Genomic DNA, 17,562 nt, shown 5'->3' on the forward strand with positions numbered 1-17,562 from the left:
GGCGCAGATCGCCGCTACCGGCCACGGGGCCCGGCGCGCCTGTCCCGACCAGTCCGGCATCTCGCGTCCCGGTCGTCCATCTTGACCGGCTTGCCCAAGAAGTCATCCAGGAAGGCTGGAAGGCCGTCCCGCGCTACGACGGCCCGTGCCCGCTCCTCCGCGTGTTCGACCCCGCCGTCCCTGACTTCGGCGAGAGCATCACGCTCGTCCCCGGAACGACGCCCGATGTCTGGTGGTACCGGTCGAGCACGGGCGAGGACTTGGCCCCGCACACCAAGCCGATCCGCGCGGCCGAGCAGATCACTCGGATCCTCACCCCGTACGTGGCGGCCGTCCTCGCCGCCCGGACCCACCGGCGCGAGAGGACAGGCGAGGAGCGCCCCATCCTTCGTCCCCACCCGGACCAGCCCCACGCGGCGACGATCGCCGACCTGCAAGACCGCTCCGGCGTCATCTGCTGGTGGGGCACCTACACCGAGGAGTGGTGGGCGCTCGTCCCCGGCGGGACGCGATGGAGGATCGTCAACGCCCCTGACCCGGAGGCCCTCATCGAGACGATCTTCAGATCGCGCGGTGGACGTCTTCCCCGAGCTCGTGGCCGATATCGTTGAGTTGCTGGCAGCCGACGGTGAGCCGCTCGCTGACACGATCGCAGATTTGCCGTTCCTGGGCCCGTGCACGTGCAGTCCTACCTGCGCCAATCTCTTGACCGCGCCGCTTGGGTCGTCGGGTTCCCTCATGATCCAGCTTCAGCGCAACGGCGAGGAATCGATCTGGCTCAGCCTGGATACGACCGCAACAGCCGTGACCGGCATCGAAATGCTGGACGGACGGGACCTGGGTCCCGCAGCGCGGAGAGTGCGGGTGCGTTGAAAGGAACGGCGTCGGCGCGACCGGCCTGACCCCGAGCCCCCGGACCAGGCCACCGCCACCTGCTCAGGCGGAGAGCGCGGCGGCCAGCTCGTCGAGCCGGCCGATGGCCCGGGCCATGCCCACATGATCGACGTAGTCGCGCGACTCGACGATGACTCCGTCCCGCACCCGGACAACGAAGATGCACGGCACCGCGAAGTCCCTGCCGTCCACCGAGCCGACGTAGCTGAACTCGTAGATGACCACCTCGGGATCGGCGGTCTCGTGGATCCGGCCCACCGGCTCGAACCTTTCCACCTCCCGGGCCGGCCCGTCGGAGAAGTGGTGCCGCAGCTCGGCACGGGTTCGCAGGGGAACGTCGCCCAGCGGCGCGAACGGATGCCGGACGTCGGTCTCCGCAGCGTACAAACTCGCGAGACGATCGAACTCCGCCTCCTTCTCCTCCTTGCTCAGACCACCGGCCATCACACGGCCGACCCCTTCGGCGACGGCACGGACGACATCGGCTGGTGAAGACGGCACAGCATCCTCCAGAAATAAACGAAGTCCAGACTTCGGTAAGTGTACCGAAGTATCTACTCCGGTTAAAGTCCTACTGAAACTGCGGGAAGGGACCCGATGCGCCAAGACGCCCGAGAGAACCGGGAGCGAATCCTGGCCGCCGCCGAGGAGGTCTTCGGCGGCCGGGGTGCGGCCGGATCGACCGAGGAGGTCGCCCGGCGGGCCGGCGTCGGCCACGCCACCGTCTTCCGCCATTTCCCCACCAAGGAGGAGTTGATCGAGGCGACCCTGCTGCGGCACTTCGACCGCCTCACCCGCGAGGCCCTCGCCATCGCCGCAGCCCCGGACCCCGCGACAGGCTGGCGCACCCTGCTTCGCACGATGATCGAAACGGGGGGCACCAAACTCGCCCTGGGCACGCTGCTGCCCGCGAAGCCCTCCCCCGCCGCCGTCAATGCCTCGGACCGCCTGAAGTCAGCCGTCAGCGAGGTACTCCGCCAGGCACAGAACAGCGGCGCCGTACGCCCCTCCGCCACCGTCGAGGAGGTCTATCTCCTCCTCCGCGGCCTGGCCCAGGCGTCCGCGGCCATGCCACCCCATCCCGAAACCCTGTCCCGGGCCATCGACGTCGTCCTGTCCGGTCTATCCCAGCCGGCCGTCTAGCGGCGACCACGAACGTTCACCGGTTTGTGTGCCCCGCTGGGCAGGGTCATGGACATGAGAGCCGGTCGGCTGCACCCTCGATGGCCACAGGTACCGTCGAGAAGGGCGTCCAGTGCCAGGTCTCGGTGGTCGTGCCGGAACAAGATCGCGGCTGCGGCGAGTGTGGATGATCTCTGCTCGGCAAGGGCTCCGGGCAGGGTCAAATAGACGACGATGGCTCTTTCACCTGCAACCCGACGATTCCGAACGGCTGGGACGGTACGAGTTGACCGGCCGTCTCGGGGAGGGCGGCCAGGGCGTCGTGTACGCCGGGCGCGGGCCGGACGGCGGGGAGGTGGCCGTCAAGCTGCTGCGCGCTCAGGTCGCACGTCATCCGAAGGCGCGCGAGCGGTTCGTGCGCGAGTCGAGGTTCGCGGAGAGGGTCGCCGAGTTCTGTACCGCCCGGGTGCTGGAGGCCGACATCCATGGCGATCGGCCCTGCATCGTCAGCGAGCTCGTGCCCGGCCCGTCTTTGTACGAGCTCGTCCATGACGAGGGGCCGCGGACGGGTGCGGCTTTGCAGCGGCTGGCCATCGGCACCGCCACCGCGCTGGCGGCGATCCACCAGGCCGGAGTCGTGCACCGCGACTTCAAGCCGCCGAACGTGCTGATGGGCGAGGACGGCCCGCGAGTCATCGGCTTCGGCATCGCCAAGGCCATCGACGGCACTTCCACCATGACGAGCGGGGTCGTCGGAACCCCTGCCTACATGGTGCCCGAACAAGTGAGCGGCCAGGAGCCCGGCACATGGACGGACATGTTCGCCTGAGGAGCCACCATCGTGTTCGCCGCGACCGGCCGTTCCCCTTTCGGCGACACCCGTACCCGCGGTGATGCATCGCATCCTGCATGCCGGGCCCGACACCAGCACGCTTCCCGAGCCCTTGGCCGGGCTGGTCGCCGCATGCCTGGCCAAGGAGCCCGCCCAACGGCCGACCGCGCCGCAGGTCATCGGCGCCGGGTTGCTGCTGGTCGCAGGGGTGTTCACGTTCGCCCGCAGGATGCGTCAACCGCTCTGGTTCGTCGCCGGGGCGGGCGGTGAGAGGTGCGGGGCCAGGGCGGCGCCCAGGGTCGCCGCTGCGGCGGCGGCCGTGACTATCGTCCATGCGCCGGGGCCCAGTGGGGTGCAGCCGAAGAACTGGCTGACGCCCGGGGTCTCGATGATCGCGAACAGGGCGGCGGCGGAGACGGCGCTGGTGGCGAGGACGAGGGGGCTGCGCCAGCGGGCGATGAGGGTCTGGCCGAGCTGGGCGCCGACCAGGGCCGCCAGGCCCATCGTCGACGCGCGACGACGGCCGCCCGGGACGAGGGTCGTCAGGCGGCCCGCGTACCAGGACAGGAGGGCCGCGGCGGCCGTGGCGGTGCCTCGGACGGCGAGGACGCGGCGCGTGTCCCGGCCGGTGAACCCGTGGATCGGGGCCGCGGAGCCGGGGGCGGTGTCCGCGGGCGTGATGGCCACCGCGAGCGCCGGGAGCATGTCGGTGAGCATGTTCACCACGAGCAGCTGGCGGGTGCTGAGCGGGGCGTTCCCGCTGAGGGCCGTCCCGAGGACGGTGAAGGACACCTCCCCGGCGTTGCCGCCGACGAGGATCGCGGCGGCGTCGCGGACGCTGTGCCACAGGGCGCGGCCCTCGCGCAGCGCGTCCAGGATGAGGGCGGTGTCGGGCGCGGTGAGGACGAGGTCCGCGGCGGTGCGGGCGGCGCCGGAGCCGCGGCCGGCGACGGCGATGCCGACGTCGGCGCGGCGGATCGCGGCGGCGTCGTTGGCGCCGTCGCCGGTCATCGCGACCACCCGCCCGGCCTTGCGCAGGTCCTTCACGATGCGCACCTTCTGGGCGGGCGAGACGCGGGCGAAGACCGCGGCGTGCTGGACGGCCCTGGTCCGCTCCGGCGCGGACATGGCGTCGAGCTCGGCCCCGGTGACGACCCGGTCGGCGCCGGGGATGCCGAGTTCGGCGGCCACCGCGGCGGCGGTCGCCGGATGGTCCCCGGTGATCATGGTGGTCCGCACGCCCGCGTCGCCGAGCCGCTGCACCGCCTCCTCCGCCGTCGGCCGCGGGGTGTCGGCGATGCCGACGAAGCCGAGGAGCGTGAGGTCCCCGATGTGGTCGGCGATCCGGCCGCGGACCCGTCCGGCGTCGTCGACGGGGCGCTCGGCGATGGCGAGGACGCGCAGGCCGCGCCCGGCCAGGCGCCGCACGGTCGCGGCGGCCGTGCGGCGCCCGGCCGCGGTGAGCGGTTCGGAGCGCCGCCCGGCGCGGACCCGGGCGCATTCGGCGAGCAGGACCTCGGGCGCGCCCTTGACCGCGATGACGGCCCGGTCGCCGTCGCGGCCGAGCGAGGCGGAGAATCCGCGGGTGGCCTCGAAGGGCAGTTCCTCGCCGAGCGTCCAGCGGGTGTCGGGCGGGAGGTCGGCGGCGCGGTCGAGCACGGCCTGGTCGGTGGCGTGCGCGACCTGCCCGCCCTGCCGGGGGCAGGCCCGCGCCGCGACCCGCAGGATGCGCCGCCCGTCGTCGCCGGTGAGCGGGAGCGGCCCGGCCGGACCGGCGGCGCGGACCACGCGGAGCCTGCCCTCGGTGAGGGTGCCGGTCTTGTCGAAGCACAGGGTGTCGACCCGTCCCAGCGCTTCGAGCGCGCGGGTGGAGCGGACCAGGACCCCGAGCCGCGACAGCCGCCGCGCGGCCGCGAGCTGGGAGACGGTGGCGACCAGCGGCAGCCCCTCGGGGACGGCGGCGACGGCGACCGCGACCCCGGAGCCGAGGGCCCGGCGCAGCGGCAGCCCGCGCAGCATGCCGAGCCCGGTGACGGCCGCGCCGCCGAGCGCGGTGGCGGGCAGCGCCTGCCGGGTGAGTTCGGCGAGGCGGGCCTGCATGCTGGACGAGCCGTCCGCCGTCCCGGCCAAGGTGGCGGCCCGCCCGGCCTCGGTGGCCTCCCCGGTGGCGACGACGAGGGCGACCGCCGTGCCGGCGACGACGGTGGTCCCCTCGTAGACGATGCAGTGCCGGTCGGCCGGGTCCGCGCCGGGCGACGGCTCGACGCTCTTGTCGACGGGCACGGACTCGCCGGTGAGCGTCGCCTCGTCGACCTCCAGCGACTCGGACCACAGCAGGCGGGCGTCCGCCGGCGCGACGTCCTCCGAGCGCAGCAGGATCACGTCGCCGGGCCGCAGCCGTCCGGCCGTGACCTGCTCGGTGGCGGCGGTGCGCAGCCTCGCGAACGCCTCCGGGCCCGCGTCCGGCCGGCGGGACGGGACGGCCTCGGGCCGCACCCGGCGGGCCCGGACCTGCTGCCCGAGGAGCAGTTCGCCCAGCGCCTTCTCCGCCCGCATCCGCTGCGCGCCCCCGATGAGGGCGTTGCCCGCCATGACGCCGCCGACCAGCAGCGCGTCCACACTGGACCCCACCACCGCGGAGGCCGCCGCGCCCAGCGCGAGGACGGGGGTGAGCGGGTCGTCGAGTTCCTGCCGCACCGCGGCGGCCAGGCGCGCGCCCGCGCCGGCCGGCCGCAGCACCGCGCGGCGCACCAGCGGCACGTCCGCCATCCTGGCCCTCAGCGCGGCGGCGCCCGCGGGCCCGGCGCCGCCGGCGGCGCGGGACAGCCGCCGGAACGCCTCCTCGGCGGTGACGGCGTGCCAGGCGTCGTGGACGACCGGCGGCGGCAGGGGCCGGCGGGCCAGCCGCCTGGCGCTCAGCGCGTTCGCGAGCATCGCCGTGATGGACGCGGCGTGCACCGGCGGCACGTCCCGCCAGGACCCGGCCGCCCGGCGCAGCGGGCCGCGGCGCGGCGCGGGGCGTCCCGCGATGAGCAGCGCGCCCAGCGCCGACGCGCTGAGCGACAGCTCCGCGGCCCGTTCGCCGGCCCGCCGCGCGGGCCCGACGGCCGTCAGGAGCCGCCACGCCTCGGCGAGGCCCGGCCCGCACACGAGGTCGGCGCACCAGCCGGTCCGGCCGTCGCCGTTCAGCACGCCCACCCCGACGTCGGCCGCGTCGAGCGCCTCCGCCCGCCCGCCGCAGACGGCCAGCACGACGTGGCCGTCGCGTTGCAGCGCCCGCACCGACTCGGCCATGGCGGCGGCCGGCACCGGGGTGTCGTCGCTCCAGGCGACCAGTTCCCGCGTGCCCGCGTGCTCGGTCAGGACGACCACGCCGGCCGCCTGGTGCGCCGCCGACAGCAGCGCCTCCGCCAGCGGATCGAGCGAGAGGCCGACCCGTACGCGGCCCACCGGGCCGCGGTCGCCGGACAGGTCGAGCGCGATCCCGTCGGGGTCGGCGACGCCGCCGGACGGCGCCTCCGCCGCCCGCGCCAGCCGCCACTCCGGCTCGTCCCGGCCGGCGGGCCAGGGGCCGGGCCCGTCCAGGTCGGCGGCGCCGAGCCCGGCCAGGGCCGTCCCGGCCGCGCGCCACACGTCCGCGTCGTCCATGCCGTCGGCGGTGGCGACCGCCGACAGCAGCCGCGGCTCCCCGTCGCACAGCACGGCGGAGTCGACGACCACCGCGCTGACCCGGTCCAGCCGGCGCAGGGCGGCCGGGTCCAGCACCACGGTGCCGCGGCGCGCCAGGTCGTGCGCCAGCACCGCGGCGAACGCGTCCCGGCCGAGCCGCGCCGCCTTGGGCACCGTCGCGAGCAGCAGGTCGGCCGCGGCGGACGCGTCCCGGGTGGCCGCGAGGACGCCGGCGCCGCCGAGCAGATGGCCCAGCGCCGTCCGGTTCGTGGCCTTCTCCACCGGGCCGTCCGGCAGCGGGCACGGCCGCTCGGCGCGGACGCCGCACTCCTGCGGCTGCCGCCCGGCCGCCGCGAGCTGCGGTTCGCGCAGCCGCCACGCCTTCCGGCGCGCGGCGATCTCGTACAGCTGGAAGGCCCGGTGCGCGGCGTCGGCGGCCAGCGGCGCGACCTCCTGCCCGGCCCCCTGGACGATCGCGTTGGCCAGCCCGAGGAGGGCCTCCGCGCGCGGTTCGCCCAGCCGCCGGTGCAACCCGGCCCGCACCGGCGGCAGCGAGTCGGCGGCCGACACCGCTGCCCTGACCGGGCTGGGCGCCGGCGGGAGGCCCAGCAGCCGGCCGGCCACGGCGCCGGCCATCCCGGCGCAGTCCGCGACGAGGGCCGACGCCGCCGCCGTCCACGCCATCTCGTCGTCGGGCGGCCGCACGTGCGCGCCCTCGGGGGACCGGACCGCGTGGTGGGCGTCCTCGACGTCCTGGACCGCCGCCACCAGTGTTCCCAGGTCCACCTCGTGCTCGGCGTAGGCCACGAGGATGCTGCCGGTGACCGCGTTGACCTCCGCCCAGTTCACGCCGTCCAGCCGGCGCAGGGCCTCCGTCAGCGTCCGCACGTACCGCCGGTGCCGCGGCCCGCCGCCCGACAGTCCGTTCACCTGGATGTGCGCCCGTCCGCGGTGGGACCACACGCGGCGTCCCGGCCCTCCTGCGGCGAGGACCGCCAGCGCGCCGGCCGCGCGGGAGGTGCGGCGCGTCCCCTCCCCCGCCGCGCCGCGCACCGCGGAAACCGGGACGGGGCCCGCTCCGAGGACCGGGACGGGGCCAGCGTCGGGTTCCGCCCGCCCGCCGCCGTCCGCACGGCTCAGCGCCGCTTCCGCGCGCTCCAGGCTCGCGTACAGCTCGCGCGTGCCCCGCACGCCGGCTTCCAGGGCGGTTCCGACGGTGGTCCGCACGCCCGCGGCGGCGGTCCGCGCTCCGGCCCTCGCCCCCCGCGCGGCCAGCGCCGACGCCGCCTCCGGCACGTCCAGCACGGCCTTGGCCAGGGACGCCCCCGGAATCCCCACCGCTCGTCCTCCCCCGAAACGCCGATCGACCTGGCCGCCGATCGACGCATCGCCCGGTACCCGGGAGCACGCTCCGCAAACAGGCCGGGGACCGCCTGCCGGGGGTCACGCGCTGAGGGCGGCCCCCACGCGGGCGGCGGTTTCGCGGAGCCGGGCGCACGCCGTCCGGGACGGCTCAGATCTTCGCGGTGCCCTGCAGCCCCCAGGTGTGGTTCCCCTCGCCGTCGTCGTTGACGTTGGCGACGACGTGCCCGTCGGCGGTGTTGCCGCTGATGTTCACGTACGAGCCGGAGCTGGGCAGCCGGCACGTCTTGGAGCCCGAGGTGCTGCCGTTGACCGCCGAGGTGAAGTCGCAGGTCCGGGTCTTGACGTCCGCGTCGTTCTGCTCGATCCGGACCTGGACGTCGAAGTTCTCGAACTTGCCCGCGCCCGAGTCGCCCCAGGTGACCTTCGCCCAGGCCCACTTGTAGCTGTTGCTGCCCCCTGGGCCGCCCCAGTTGCGGCTGATGCAGAGCTCGACCTTGATGTCGGCGTTGTAGCCGTTGGTCGGGTACTCCTTCGAGCTGGTCGCGCACTTGGTGTCGGTGGCGTTGGCGGGACCCGCCAGCGCCAGCGTGCCGAGTCCGGCCAGGGATACCGCGGCCGTGCCCGTCGCCAGGATTCGACTCATCCGCTGCTTCACGTGATCTCTCCCGTTCCCCCGAGGGGATGGACGTCGTCGATCACGAACGACCATACGGAGACGCGCACCTCAAGATCAACTTAACTGTGCTTAACGGTTCACCGTTCAATCATTCCGGGCGGCCTCCTCGGATTTCGGATGGGCGGCGACCAGAGGGGTGTCGACGCCGAGCGCACCGAGCTTGGCGGCGCCGCCGGGCGTGTCGAGCGGGGCGTCCCGGCCCGGCAGCGCCTCGGCGAAGAACCGCGCGTTGTCGTCCCGGTAGGGCTCCAGCGCGGCGGGGAGGTCGTCCTCGTAGTAGATCGCCTCCACCGGGCAGACCGGCTCGCACGCGCCGCAGTCGACGCACTCGTCCGGATGGATGTAGAGCGAGCGCTCCCCCTCGTAGATGCAGTCCACCGGGCACTCGTCGACGCAGGCGCGGTCCATCACGTCGATGCAGGGCTCACCGATCACATAGGTCACGACGGGCCTCCTCGGTCACGTTGTCGCGCCCCCTATTTTGCACTAGCCTCCCTGTATAAACAATCTGACCCTGGGCAAATAGAGTGAAGGAGACCGCCATGACCGCTGGGGACCGCCCGCTCGACGTCCGCACCGAGGCGCCCGCGCGCCGGCACGAGCTGATCTTCGAGACGTGGGCCTCGCTCGGCGGCGGGGAGGCGTTCGTGCTCGTCAACGACCACGACCCCAAGCCGCTGTACTACCAGTTCGCCGCCGAGCACGACGGCGCGTTCACCTGGGACTACCTGGAGGAGGGGCCGGAGACCTGGCGGGTCCGCATCGGCCGCACCGCCGCCGCCTAGCGGCACGGAGCCTGCCCGGGGCGCATTTCTCACAGCCGTCTCTGTGGGAACACGTGGGAACACGGGCGACCGGTGCCGCCGGACGGCCGGAGAGGGATGGCCAGGCGGCGGCGGGCCTGCGATCCTGGGAGGCGTGCGCATCGTCATCATCGGCGGCGGCATCGTCGGCGCCGCGCTGGCCGCCCGGCTCGCCGGCGGGGCGGACGCCGCCGAAGTGACCCTGGTCGAACAGGACCGGCCCGGCTCGGGCGCCTCCGGCGGGAGCTTCGGGTGGCTCAACGCCAACGATCCGGGCGACCCCGCCTACCATTCCCTGCGCGTCGCCGCCCTCGGCGCCTGGCGGCGGCTGGCCGGCGAGTTCGGCGACCCCGGCTGGTTCCGCGTCTCGGGCAACACCGCCTGGGCCGACGCCGAGCCGGTCGCGTCCCTGCTGAGCGACCGGGTCGCGCGGCTGGCCGCGCTCGGCTACCCGGCCGAGCTGATCACGGCCGGCCGGCTGCGCGGCATCGAACCGGCGCTGCGCCCCGCCGCCGGAGCGGTCATCGCGCACTACCCCGGCGAGGGCTACGTCCACGGCCCGGACGCCGTGGCCGCCCTGATCGGCCGCGCCCGCGACGCCGGCGCGCGGATCCTCACCGGGGTCCGCGCGGACCGGCTCGACCTGCGCGGCGAGCACGTCACCGGCGTCCGGCTCGGCACCGGCGACGACCTGGCCGCCGACCTCACGATCTGCGCGGCGGGCCGGCACAGCGCCGCCCTGCTCGCGACCGCCGGCATCGACCTGCCCCTGGTGGACGCCGAGGCGCCGGGGTCGTCCGCCCCCGGCCTCACCGCCGTCACCGCGCCGGCCCCCGGGCTGGTCAACGGCCTCGTCCACTCCCCCCGCCTCGACATGCGTCCCGCCCCCGGGCAGGGGCTCGTGCTGGAGGCCGCCGACCTGGACGACGCCACCGACCTCGCCACCACGCCGGCCGAACTCGACGCCCGCGCCGCCGAGCTGCTCGACCGCGCCCGCGCGCTCCTCCCCGCCCTCACCGCCGGGATCGAGGCGGTCCGGCGCTGCGTCCGGCCGCTCCCCGCGGACGGACGCCCGCTCGTCGGCCGGCACCGCCCCGGCCTCTACACTGCCGTGACCCACAGCGGCATCACCCTGGGCCCGCATCTCGCCGACCTGATCGCCGCCGATCTCCGCGACGGGGAGGCGGCCCTGGCCCCGTACCGTCCGGACCGGCTAATTCGGGCGGAATTGCCATCCGCGCACGCCGGGCCGCTCTTTGGCTACTCTGGGACCGAAGGCCGGGACGGCGCGGCGCGATCGTGATCTCTCCGCGCATTTCGGCGGCAGCTGGTGCAGGTGCGTTCGGTGAAGGATGTCGTCGTGGTACATGTGGGCAGGATCGCGCGGTTCGACGAAGTTCGCGGTTACGGATTCATCACCCCCGATGAGGGCGGTCCCGATGTCTTCGTTCACGTGAACGACCTGAACGACGACAAAACTCTGATCACGACGGGAACGTCGGTCGAATACGAGCTCATCGACGGCGAGCGGGGGCTGAAGGCGTTCGACGTCAGCGTCATCGGCGACCGCCCCGCCCCGGCCGGCCCCGCCCGGGTCCCCGCGGCCGACGACGAGGGCCTCTGCGACGTCCTCACCACGACGGAACTGCGCATCGAGCTGACCGAGCTGATCCTCGACACCGCCCCGGAGCTGACCGGGGCGCACCTGGTCAAGCTGCGCGAGAGCCTGCTCACCTTCGCCCGCAAGCACGGCTGGAGCGAGGACTGACCGGCGGGACGCACGCCGCGACCGCCGGCGACGCGGCTCAGCCGGCGGGCGCGTCCTCCGGGGACGTGTCCTTCCCGGACGCAGACGAGCGGACGAGCCGCGCCGCCCACCAGCTGAACGCGCTGAGCGCCACGAGCCCCACCGGCGCGATCCACACCAGCGGGGAGCCGGGCTCGCGCAGCGCGTCGCCGAGCCCGGTGTAGACGAGCGTGCCGGGCACGATCCCGAGCGCGGTCCCGGCGATGTAGGGCGCGAACCGCACACCGGCGACCCCGGCCCCGTAGTTCACCGCGCCGAACGGGAACACCGACGCCACGCGCAGGACCAGGACGGACTCGAAGGCCCGGCGCGACAGGTGGGCGTCCAGGCGGGCCAGCCGCCCCTTCCCGGCGTAGCGGGCCACGGCGGGCCGCCCCAGGGCCCTGGCCAGGGCGAAGGAGAGCGCCGCGCCCGCCGTGGCCCCCGCGAGCACCGCGAGCGTCCCCACGGCGACGCCGAAGAGCGCCCCGGCCGACGCGTTCAGCACCGAGCCGGGCACCAGCGCGGTCACCGCCACCACGTAGCACAGCGCGAAGACCGGCGGACCCCACATGCCGAGCGATTCGACCCAGCCGCTGACGTCGTCCCACAGCGCCTCACCGGTCAGCGCCACCAGCACCCCGAGCCCGAGCAGGACCGCGCCCAGGACCAGCAGCCTGACCAGGACGCCCCGCGACCGGCCGCCGCCCGCCTCCGCCTCCGGGGTGCCGCCGGCCGCCCGCGGCGTGGACGGGATCGGCGCGCCGGGGTCACGGCTCATGTGGGCTCCTGCCGGAATGCGTTGAGCGGGCGTCCTGCTCCCCCATTCCATCGGAACCGCGGGCGCATCCCAACACCGGGATGCGCCCGCGTTCTAACCGGCGGGCCGCTCCCGGCCCCCCGCCCCGCTCCGCGCGTTCCTGGACGCGATGGTGCAGGCGGTCAGCAGCACGCATATCCCGGCGAGCGCGGCGATCACCGCGGCCACCCCGACGTGCGGCGCCGCCGACGGGAGCAGCAGGACGACGGTGATGCACGCCGCGACCGCGACGGGATGGGCGAGCGGCTCCGCCACGATCGACGCGTGGACGAGCCAGAGCAGGCCCAGGTACACGCTCAGCGGGATCGCCACGGCGTAGCAGACCGCAAGGGCCGAGGCGTGCGGGCCGTGCCCGGTCTGCTCGACCGCGACCTCCAGCCCGGCGCCGAGCGCCGCGAGGGACGCGAAGATGCCGTAGTGGCCGTACCCCCACAGGTAGGAGCGGTGCCGGCGGTCGCTGAGCCCCTCGCCCGCCGGCGCCAGGAAGTAGAGCCACCAGAGGGCGAACAGCACGACGAGGCCGGACACGGCGATGACGAGGAACGGGCTGCTGATCTCCGACTTCTCCAGCGCCGCCGCGACGCCCCGGGTCGCGGCGAGGACGCTCTCGCCGAGCACGATGATCGTGAAGAGGCCGTACCGCTCGGCGATGTGGTGCGGGTGCCAGTTGGTCGGCTCCGCCCGCTCCGCCCAGGGCGGCACGGCCAGTTCGAGGACGGCCAGCGCCACGAACGACGGGACCTGCGCGTCCGGCGGGAGGGCGCCGGTCTCGGCGAGCAGCAGGCGCAGCAGCCACCCCGCCTGGAGGGCGCCGATGCCGGCGGCGTAGCGCAGCGCGGTGCGGCGGCCCGCCCGGTCCTCGACGCCGGCCCGCACCCACTGCGCGCCGAGGCCGACCCTCATGACGAGGTAGCCGAACGTGACGGCCCGGTAGTCGGAGTGGTCGAGCGCGGCCGGCACGCCCGCGGCGAGGACGAGCACCCCCGCCATCTGCACCATGGTCAGCAGCCGGTACGCGACGTCGTCGGTGTCGTAGGACGAGGCGAACCAGGTGAAGTTCATCCAGGCCCACCAGATCGCGAAGAAGACCAGGAGGAACGGGACGAGCCCGTCCGCGCCGTGCCCGGCGGCGATGTCGTGCGCGAGCCCCGCGGTGGCGGCCGCGATCGCGACCACGAAGGTCAGGTCGAAGAGCAGCTCCAGCGGGCTCGCGGCGCGGTGCGGCTCGTCGATCGGGCGCGCGCTCATCCGCACCCGGATCCGGATCCCGCCGCCCCGCGCCGGCGCGTCCCCGCTACGGTGCGCGCTCGTCACGGAAACCGATCTCCCGGTGGGCGCCGTCGCACAGCGGCTTGTTCGCCGAGTGGCCGCAGCGGCACAGCGTCATGCGGTTGCGGGTCTCCATCGGCCGGCCGTCCGCCCGGTGCACCGGCACTCCGCCGGTCACCCACAGCGCGCTCGCCAGGCCGTCCTCCTCCGCCAGGACGGAGACGGCCTCGGGCAGGTCGGCCTCGATCGTCTCGCCGCCGCGCTCCAGGGCGTAGCTGTACGACCCGGAGGGGCAGTGGTCGATCCGCCCCATGATGTCGGAGCGCACGTCGCTGTCCCCGGCGTCGGCGAGCATCGCGGCGATCGGCCTGGTGCGCCCGATGCAGAACGCGGCGTGGACGCACAGCTCGCCGACCCGCTGCGCCGAGACGCCCTCCCCGTCGTGGACGTGCTGCAACTCCCCGTACGGGCGGAGGGGGGCGGCCTCCGTCCCGTCGAAACCGATCAGGGCGTGCGTGCCGTCGCAGAAGGGCTTGGAGCCCGAATGCCCGCAGCGGCACAGCGCGTAGACGTCCTCGGTGGGCAGGTCGTCGCCCGTCCGCCAGGTCAGCGCGTCGTTCTCCGCCGAGACGATCTTGCGCTTGCGGCGGAGCGGGACGCCGCCGTACACGACGTACGGGCCGTCGCGGAGCACGACGACGCGCCGCCCCTCCCCGCTGCTCCAGCCGCGCGACTCGGGCGGCACGTACTCGAAGGCCGGGCCGGCGGTCGTGCCGTCCCCGCAGGGCATGCGCATCAGGGCCTCGGCCTGCGCCTTCAGCGCGTACATGGTGCCGATCGCCACCGAAAGGAGGGACGGGCTGCCGTCGAACGTCCGGTCGAGCAGGTGGAGGACGGCGCAGTAGGTGCGGTCGAACTCCTCCTGGGCGGTGCGGACGGCGCTGCCGGGGGCGTGGTCGGCCCGCCGCGGATTGCGCCGCATCGGATGCACGCCTTCGAAGTCCACGTGGACCGGTTCGCCGGTCGGCCCGGATTCGGGGGTGTCCCCGCGCCGGTAGCGCCGTCCCGCCTTCAGCTCCTGGAAGCGGTAGTAGTGCGCGACCTCGTCCCGCTCCGGGTGGAAGACGTCGCGGTCGCCGTCCCAGACCTCGCCGCGGGCGGTGCCCTCGCCCTGCTCGACGATCTCCTCCAGCGCGGCGAGCGCCGACGCCAGGCCGCCGACCGGGAACAGCCGCCCCGCGCTGTTGCGGAAGTGCGCGGACGTCACCTGGCGGGCGGGGTCGCCGGAGAACACCGCGTCCTCGCCGAACCGGTCGCACACATGCCGCAGCCCGTCCGCGACCGCCTGGTAGAACTGCCCGATGGTCTCGTAGCCGTCGTCCTCCGCCGGCGCGCCGGGCGGGGCCGGCCTCTCGATCCGCAGGAACGTCTCGATCGCCTCCGCGCCGAACGGGACGAGGGACAGCTCCAGGGAGCGGTCGCCGTGCGGCAGCGGCCGGGGATGCGGCGGCAGCATCTCCGGGACGTCCAGCCGGGGCCGGCCGCCGACCGCGTTGAGCAGGTTCGCCGCCAGCGCCAGATGGAGCATCTCCTCGGCGAAGACGCTGCCCACCACCTGGACGGCCTCGGGATTGCGCTCCGGGTCGAGGGAGTAGAGCGCGCACAGATACGGCGGCAGGGTCGCGTGCTCCAGTTCGATCGCCCACTGGAGGTGCTCGCGGAGCCCTTCGAGGGTCGTGATCCGCACGGGGCGGGCGGCCGCGGTCGCGGCCCGCGCGTCACTCATGCTCGCCCTCCAGTGCCTCCGCGGCGCCGAGGAGGTTGCGGAGGCCGACCTCGTCGCGCTCGGCGTCCGTCGGGTCGAACAGCCATTCCGCGGCCGGGCTCTCGGCGGCCTCTCCGGCGCGGCTCGACTCGACCAGGGTCAGTTCGGCCTCGATCTCGACTTCGAGTTCGATCTCGAACCCGCCGTCGCCGTGCTCGTTCATTCCTTCTCCTTGCGTGTTGGACGCCCGGCGGACCGGGCGGCTGACGGCGTGGACCAGCTGCATCGACAGGCGGCCGGAGGCGAGCAGGCGGGCGAGGCGCTCGCCCTGGCCGGCCGCCAGCGCGTAGGCGCGGTCGCCGCGGTGCCGGGCGGCCACGACCGCCGCGACCTGCTCGGCGCGCCGGGACCACGCGAGCGGCGCGCTGCCCGGCCGGTCGATCTGCTCGACGAGGTCGAACCCGGCGGCGTCGAGCAGCGCGGCGAGCTCCCGCTGCGTGGGGAAGTGGTTCCCGTCCGGAGCCGCGCGGACCCGCGGGCTCCGGGCGACGACCACCAGGAGGCCCAGCGACCCGCCGGGCGCCAGGACCCGCTTGATCTCGCCGAGCACCGCCGCCTTGTCCCGGACGGTGTCCAGCACCCCCAGGCACCACGCGGCGTCGGCCGACCCGGTGCGGAGCGGGATGCGCGCCCCGTCCGCGGTGATCACCGGCAGCCCGAACAGGCGCGCGGCGGCCCGGCACGCGGCCGGCATCCGCTCCACCAGGATCGGCCGCACCCCGAACCGCTCGGCCGCCCAGGCCGCCGGGCCGCCCGCCCCGGCGCCGACGTCCAGCAGCGTGGTACCGGCCGACAGCTCGCACGCCTCCGCCAGCCAGGCCAGCGCCGCCGGGCTCGCGCTGCCGCGGCACGCGGCCGGGATGGCGTGCCGCTCCCCCAGCAGCTCCACGGCCTCCGCCGTCCAGCCGGCGACGTCATCGAACTCGGCGACCATCGCGGACGCGGTCACGGCGGCCCCCCGTCGCCTCGGTGCGCTACTTCGCGGCCGGGACGCGGCCCGGCCACTCGCCGTAGCGGACGGCGCCGAGGACGGCGTCCCCGACCGGGACCAGGCTGTCCTCCACGACCTCGGCCCCGAAGTAGTGCGCGTGCGGGTCCGCGACCACCTCGCGGGGGTCGTTCCAGGACGCCAGCGCGTCCCGGAAGAACTCGTCCATCCGGAACCGCTCCGGCCCGGCGATGTCGATCCGGCCGTTCAGCGGCGGGCCCACCGCGACCTTGCCGAGCTGCGCGGCGACGTCGTCCCCGGCGATGGGCTGGTACAGCACCGGCGCCAGCCGCACGGTGTTCCCGTCGGTGGCCTCGTCGGCGATGGCCCGCGTGAACTCGAAGAACTGCGTCGCGTGCACGAGCGAGTACGGGACGGACGACTTCCGGATCAGGTCCTCCTGGGCGATCTTCGCGCGGAAGTAGCCGCGCTCGGGCGGCCGCTCGGTCCCCACGATCGAGATCCCGACGTGGTGCCCGACGCCCGCGGCGGCCTCGGCGGCGAGCAGGTTGCCCGTCGAGGTCTCGAAGAACTCGAGGACGGCGGCGTCCTCGAACGACGGCGAGTTCGCCACGTCCACCACCACCGACGCCCCCGCCAGGACGTCCGCGAGGCCCTCCCCCGTCAGGGTGTTCACACCGGTGTTCGGGGACGCGGGCACCGCCTCATGGCCGTGCTCGCCCAGTTTCGCCACCAGTTTCGACCCGATCAGGCCGGTCCCGCCGATAACCACGATCTTCATTCCGCCACCTCCTGTTCGCCGGGCGTCCGTTGCCGTCCGGCTGCCATCAAAGACAGGACGGCCCCGCGTCCTGTGACAGCTCCCCCGAACTTTTTTCCGGAGGCCATGGCCCAACCGTCCCCGGACGGGGGACGGGAGGGCACCAGGGTGGGTCCCTGGCCGCCTCCCTGGCCGCGGCGCGAGGGCCGGACGGGCGGCGTCACTCTCCGTCGTAGACGAGCAGCCCGTCGTCGCGGAGGCGCGCTCCGGACGTGGGGGGATGCTCGGTGAGGCGGCCGTCGTGGGCGAGGTGCAGAACGGGGCGGCCGCGGGCCAGCACGGCGAAGTCGGCGATGATCCTGCGGTGGCAGCGCCACCACACCGACTCGCTGCACATCACGGCCGTCCGGGCGGACCCGGCCTCGCGGAGCAGCTCGTCCATGGCGGCCAGGAACTCGGGACCACGGCTGTACCCGGCGTACCCGCGGAAGGAGTCGTTACGCCAGAACGTGTCCGGCGAGTCCGGCGCGGCCCGCCGGAAACCGCCGAGCCGCTTCTCCCAGCGGTAGCCGACGCCCTCCGCCGGCAGCCATTCCGCCAGGGCGTCGCGCCGCACGTCGGGGTTGCGGCGGCTGCCGGGGGCGGTGCGCACGTCCACCGCGCGGCGCACCCCGGCGCCGCGCAGGAGCGGCGCCAGCTCCGCGCGGCCCGCGGTGCCGTGCCCGAACGTCAGCAGCGGCTCCACGCTCCCAGGCTGCCCGGTCCGGGCTCGCGGACACATCGCCGCCGCCC

At 74.9% G+C, this 17,562-nt stretch carries 17 protein-coding genes; 7 read left to right on the top strand and 10 right to left on the bottom strand.

Going from position 1 to position 17,562, the window contains the following annotated elements; translation table 11 throughout:
• Nucleotides 1–161 precede the first annotated feature (161 nt).
• Together ACA511_RS24885 and ACA511_RS24890 are read left to right on the top strand one after the other, a co-directional pair.
• Nucleotides 162–611 (top strand): hypothetical protein, encoded by a 450-nt coding sequence (locus ACA511_RS24885; RefSeq protein ID WP_375027004.1) that lies wholly within the window; start codon nt 162–164, stop codon nt 609–611.
• Nucleotides 574–873, top strand: coding sequence for a hypothetical protein (locus ACA511_RS24890; protein ID WP_375027005.1), 300 nt, complete (start codon nt 574–576; stop codon nt 871–873). The genes ACA511_RS24885 and ACA511_RS24890 overlap by 38 nt, the downstream gene beginning before the upstream one ends.
• Before the next feature lie 63 nt (nt 874–936).
• Here ACA511_RS24890 and ACA511_RS24895 read toward each other — a convergent pair whose 3' ends face one another.
• Nucleotides 937–1,338 (bottom strand): nuclear transport factor 2 family protein, encoded by a 402-nt coding sequence (locus ACA511_RS24895; RefSeq protein ID WP_375027006.1) that lies wholly within the window; start codon nt 1,336–1,338, stop codon nt 937–939.
• Nucleotides 1,339–1,491: 153 nt separating this feature from the next.
• On the opposite strand from ACA511_RS24895, the gene ACA511_RS24900 reads away from it, so the two are divergent.
• Nucleotides 1,492–2,037, top strand: coding sequence for a TetR/AcrR family transcriptional regulator (locus tag ACA511_RS24900; protein WP_375027007.1), 546 nt, complete (start codon nt 1,492–1,494; stop codon nt 2,035–2,037).
• Nucleotides 2,038–2,302: 265 nt separating this feature from the next.
• Nucleotides 2,303–2,845: a serine/threonine-protein kinase gene (locus ACA511_RS24905; RefSeq protein ID WP_375027008.1), complete on the top strand. Its 543-nt coding sequence runs from the start codon at nt 2,303–2,305 to the stop codon at nt 2,843–2,845.
• A 237-nt stretch (nt 2,846–3,082) separates the two neighbouring features.
• Here the strand turns inward: ACA511_RS24905 and ACA511_RS24910 are convergent, their stop codons facing one another.
• From ACA511_RS24910 to fdxA, 3 genes are all read right to left on the bottom strand, one after another.
• Nucleotides 3,083–7,855: an HAD-IC family P-type ATPase gene (locus ACA511_RS24910; RefSeq protein ID WP_375027009.1), complete on the bottom strand. Its 4,773-nt coding sequence runs from the start codon at nt 7,853–7,855 to the stop codon at nt 3,083–3,085.
• Between the two features lie 175 nt (nt 7,856–8,030).
• Complete coding sequence (locus ACA511_RS24915; RefSeq protein ID WP_375027010.1) at nt 8,031–8,525, bottom strand: hypothetical protein; 495 nt, start codon at nt 8,523–8,525, stop codon at nt 8,031–8,033.
• Nucleotides 8,526–8,642: 117 nt separating this feature from the next.
• Nucleotides 8,643–9,002: a ferredoxin gene (gene fdxA / locus ACA511_RS24920; RefSeq protein ID WP_375027011.1), complete on the bottom strand. Its 360-nt coding sequence runs from the start codon at nt 9,000–9,002 to the stop codon at nt 8,643–8,645.
• Between the two features lie 98 nt (nt 9,003–9,100).
• Between fdxA and ACA511_RS24925 the strand changes: the two genes are divergently transcribed.
• The 3 genes from ACA511_RS24925 (at nt 9,101) to ACA511_RS24935 (ending at nt 11,129) form a co-directional block, all read left to right on the top strand.
• Nucleotides 9,101–9,343: a DUF2249 domain-containing protein gene (locus ACA511_RS24925; protein WP_375027012.1), complete on the top strand. Its 243-nt coding sequence runs from the start codon at nt 9,101–9,103 to the stop codon at nt 9,341–9,343.
• A gap of 133 nt (nt 9,344–9,476) precedes the next feature.
• Nucleotides 9,477–10,664 carry an NAD(P)/FAD-dependent oxidoreductase gene (locus tag ACA511_RS24930; protein WP_375027013.1) on the top strand — a complete coding sequence of 396 codons (1,188 nt, stop codon included), beginning with the start codon at nt 9,477–9,479 and terminating at the stop codon, nt 10,662–10,664.
• A gap of 66 nt (nt 10,665–10,730) precedes the next feature.
• Entirely contained in the window at nt 10,731–11,129 is a 399-nt protein-coding gene (locus ACA511_RS24935) for a cold-shock protein (protein ID WP_375027491.1), read from the top strand.
• A 37-nt stretch (nt 11,130–11,166) separates the two neighbouring features.
• Here ACA511_RS24935 and ACA511_RS24940 read toward each other — a convergent pair whose 3' ends face one another.
• The 6 genes from ACA511_RS24940 to ACA511_RS24965 form a co-directional block, all read right to left on the bottom strand.
• Nucleotides 11,167–11,928, bottom strand: coding sequence for a TVP38/TMEM64 family protein (locus tag ACA511_RS24940; protein ID WP_375027014.1), 762 nt, complete (start codon nt 11,926–11,928; stop codon nt 11,167–11,169).
• Between the two features lie 93 nt (nt 11,929–12,021).
• Nucleotides 12,022–13,281, bottom strand: coding sequence for a low temperature requirement protein A (locus ACA511_RS24945; protein ID WP_375027015.1), 1,260 nt, complete (start codon nt 13,279–13,281; stop codon nt 12,022–12,024).
• Nucleotides 13,262–15,022: a ferritin-like domain-containing protein gene (locus ACA511_RS24950; protein ID WP_375027016.1), complete on the bottom strand. Its 1,761-nt coding sequence runs from the start codon at nt 15,020–15,022 to the stop codon at nt 13,262–13,264. Before ACA511_RS24950 ends, ACA511_RS24945 begins: the two co-directional genes overlap by 20 nt.
• Entirely contained in the window at nt 15,015–16,010 is a 996-nt protein-coding gene (locus ACA511_RS24955; RefSeq protein ID WP_375027017.1) for a class I SAM-dependent methyltransferase, read from the bottom strand. Before ACA511_RS24955 ends, ACA511_RS24950 begins: the two co-directional genes overlap by 8 nt.
• Before the next feature lie 25 nt (nt 16,011–16,035).
• The gene (locus ACA511_RS24960) at nt 16,036–16,791 is read right to left on the bottom strand and encodes an SDR family oxidoreductase (protein ID WP_375027018.1); all 756 of its coding nucleotides are present in this window, start codon (nt 16,789–16,791) and stop codon (nt 16,036–16,038) included.
• A 199-nt stretch (nt 16,792–16,990) separates the two neighbouring features.
• Nucleotides 16,991–17,515, bottom strand: coding sequence for a DUF488 family protein (locus tag ACA511_RS24965; RefSeq protein WP_375027019.1), 525 nt, complete (start codon nt 17,513–17,515; stop codon nt 16,991–16,993).
• Nucleotides 17,516–17,562: the final 47 nt, after the last annotated feature.

Origin of the sequence: Actinomadura sp. GTD37 (assembly GCF_041951365.1) — a bacterium.
In the GTDB taxonomy this organism is placed as follows: Bacteria; Actinomycetota; Actinomycetes; order Streptosporangiales; family Streptosporangiaceae; genus Spirillospora.